Annotated in this window: 3 protein-coding genes; 2 read left to right on the top strand and 1 reads right to left on the bottom strand. The window is 72.4% G+C overall.

Features of this window, described 5'->3' with window-relative positions; all coding sequences use genetic code 11:
• The first annotated feature begins 103 nt into the window (after positions 1-103).
• A complete protein-coding gene (locus V7004_RS15585) occupies positions 104-580 on the top strand; it encodes a hypothetical protein (RefSeq protein ID WP_334145160.1) in 477 nt (158 codons plus the stop codon).
• Here the strand turns inward: V7004_RS15585 and V7004_RS15580 are convergent.
• Positions 529-1,926 (bottom strand): ArnT family glycosyltransferase, encoded by a 1,398-nt coding sequence (locus V7004_RS15580; RefSeq protein WP_334145158.1) that lies wholly within the window; start codon positions 1,924-1,926, stop codon positions 529-531. The genes V7004_RS15585 and V7004_RS15580 overlap by 52 nt on opposite strands.
• Before the next feature lie 167 nt (positions 1,927-2,093).
• On the opposite strand from V7004_RS15580, the gene V7004_RS15575 reads away from it, so the two are divergent.
• On the top strand, positions 2,094-2,879 hold a 786-nt coding region (locus V7004_RS15575; RefSeq protein ID WP_334145157.1), incomplete at its 3' end, for a glycosyltransferase family 39 protein.

Here is a 2,879-nt window from a genome sequence, read left to right as displayed (position 1 = left end):
GACGGTCGGTTGACGCAGCGGGGGGGGGGGGCGGCTCCGGGCGATCGGCATCGAGCGGGCCACGTTCCCCGAGTGCGACGCGCGCCTCGAGCGCTGGGCGTCGTTGCTCGCCGAGCGCCGCCCCGACTACGTGGTCGTGTTGTCATGCCTGTGGGACGTGGCGGAGCGCAGGATCCCCGGGGACCGTACCTGGCGGATCCCCGGCGACCCGGTCCTCGACGACTGGCTGCGCCGGTCGATCGGGGAGTCGATCGACGTGCTGGCCTCGACCGGGGCCCGGGTGGTGTGGCTGACCTGCCCCTACATCTCACCCGTCTACTCCCCGCAGAACTTCATGGGTCGGGGCCCCTACAAGGAAGCCGATCCCGCACGCACCGACCGGTGGAACCAGCTCGTGCGGGAGGTGGCGGCGACCAGGCCGGAGGTGGTGGTGTGGGACCTGGCCGGACTCCTCGAACGCATCTGGGCCGGCGGCCAACTCGACCCGCAGCAGCGTCCGGACGGCGTGCACTTCACCGAGCAGAGCAGCTACGACGTGATCGCCGCGCTGGCACCAGATCTCGCCTCCCGTTCACTCTGATCGTTCCCGCGGCTAGCTCCCGGTCCCGCCGCCGGCTCGTCGCGGGCCGGGGCTCGTTCCTCCGGCCACCACCGGCTCACCAGCGCGGTCGCACCGACCGCGGCGAGCAGGCAGAGCGGGCCTTCGGCGGTGGCTCGGAAGCGCATCGACGAGTAGAAGAGCACCACGGTGATCAGCACGGTGATGCCGGGAGCGAGCACCGGGTAGAGCGGCACCCGGCGCCGGCGGAGGATGACCGCACCGGCGACGGCGAACGGCACGAGGAGCCAGTAGGAGATCGTGGCGGCCTCCATGACCCGGCGGGGGAACAGCTCGGCCCCTACGTCGATATCGATCTGCTGGCGGGGCCGGAAGACCCCGGTGATCCGCCCCACCCGGGCCGCGATCACCGTCGGGATGCGGCTGCGGTGGTCACCCATGTACCGGAGGGTGTCCTCGAGCAGCGCCCGCTGCGCGTCGGCTTCGCTGAACTCCGCCCGGATCTGGTGGCGGTCGAGGATCTCCCGCCCGCATCGCAGGTCCCAGTAGCCGATCAGGTCGCCGTAGTAGACGGACTCGCAGTTCGACACGGCGAGGGTGACCTCCATCTGGCTCGACAGCAGCACCGGACGGTCGAAGCGCACCAGGTTGAACACCACCCAGGGAACGAGGAGCACCCCGGCGGCACCGATGCCGGCGGCCACCAGTCGCCACACCGGGCGGCCGAGGCGCCTGGCGGTTCCGACCGCCAGGGGGAGGACGAGCAGGGGGAGGAGCAGACCGAGCTCGGAGCGGGCCAGCGTGGACGCAGCGGCCGAGAGCCCGACCCAGGCGAGTGCTCGGCCGGAGGGCGCCCGCCAGCACCGGTAGGCGAGGAAGACCGTGAGCATGACCGTGAAGATCACCATGGTCTCCGACAGCACCATCCCGTCGAAGCGCCACACGTTCGGGTACACGGCCATCAGGCCGGCCGTCAACCAGCCGGCCCGGCGGCCGGCGACCTCGCGCCCGGCGAGGCCGCCCACCCCGACCGCCGCCGCGCCGAGCAGGCAGGAGGCCAGCAGGTGGGCGGTGACCGATCGCCAGCCGAGCACCGAGAAAAGCGCGAGGTAGACGATGTACAGCGGTGGGTGGTCCGCGCCCTGGACTATGCGCCCCTCCTCGTAGGCGAACGGGTTGATGAATCCCTTTCCATCGGCGAGCAGGTTGGCGGCGTCGTGGTAGTAGACGGGATCGCCCTGCAGGTCGATGCCGCGGCGGAAGAACCAGACGTAGGCCACCCGGAGCGCAAGCCCGGCCAGGACGATGATGCCGAGGCCGATCCACCATCTGCGGTCCCCCGAGCGGCCGCCAGTGTCCGGCTCCATGATCCGGCGAGCATACCTACGGCGCTCCCATGGCCCGGGGGACCGCCGAGCCATGCCCGACACTCGTCCGGGCGGGCCGTAGCATCGGCGGCCATGAGGACGAGCGCCGAGCGGTGGCGGGACCGGTCTGTCGGTTCCGGCAGCCGGGCCGGCCGCCGGTCCGCCCGATGACGACCGAGCGGGTGCGGCTGCAGCCGGCGCGCCCGGCGGGCTCGCGGGGCGGCGGGCAGGATGCCGGCGGGCAGCAGGTGCCCGTGGAGCTGATCGCGCTGAGCGTGGCCGCGGTGGTGGTCGGTGTCGTGCTGCGCTTCGCGGCCCGCACGCCGCTGTGGCTCGACGAGGCGCTGAGTGTGAACATCGCCCGCCTGCCGCTCGGCGACATCCCGTCCGCGCTGCGCCATGACGGACACCCACCCCTGTACTACGTCCTGCTGCATGCCTGGATCGGGGTGTTCGGCACCTCGGATGTGGCTGTTCGGGCGCTCTCCGGTGTCTTCGCGGTAGCCGCCCTGCCTCTCATGTGGTTGGCGGGCCGGCGGCGGGGCGGTCCGCTGCTGGCGTGGTTGGCGCTGCTCATGCTCGCCGTGTCGCCGTTCGCGCTCCGGTACGCCACGGAGACCCGGATGTACGCGCTCCTGGTGATCCTGGTTCTCGCAGGCTGGTTGCTGGTGGACGGCGCCCTCCGGCTCGGCCGCGACGGGGCGCTTGCGCTGGCGGCCATCGCACTGGTCACCGCTGCGCTGCTGTACACGCACTACTGGTCGCTGTGGCTCCTGGCGGCCACCGGATCGCTTCTGGCCTGGCGAGCCCGGCGCGCCCAGGACGAGGGCGAACGCCGGAAGGCCGGGCGGGCACTGGCCGCCATCAGCGTCGGCGCGGCGTCGTTCATCCCCTGGCTCCCGGTGCTGGTCGACCAGGCTCGCCACACCGGTACCCCCTGGTCAGGCCCTCCG

It is taken from the genome of Rhabdothermincola sp. (genome assembly GCF_036846205.1).
GTDB lineage: Bacteria > Actinomycetota > Acidimicrobiia > Acidimicrobiales > Acidimicrobilacustridaceae > Rhabdothermincola.
This window is presented reverse-complemented; position numbering and strand designations above follow the sequence as displayed.

Coding starts and splice junctions, on each gene's coding strand:
- V7004_RS15580 (WP_334145158.1), bottom strand. CDS start 1,926: ATGGAGCCGGACACTGGCGGCCGCTCGGGGGACCGCAGATGGTGGATC.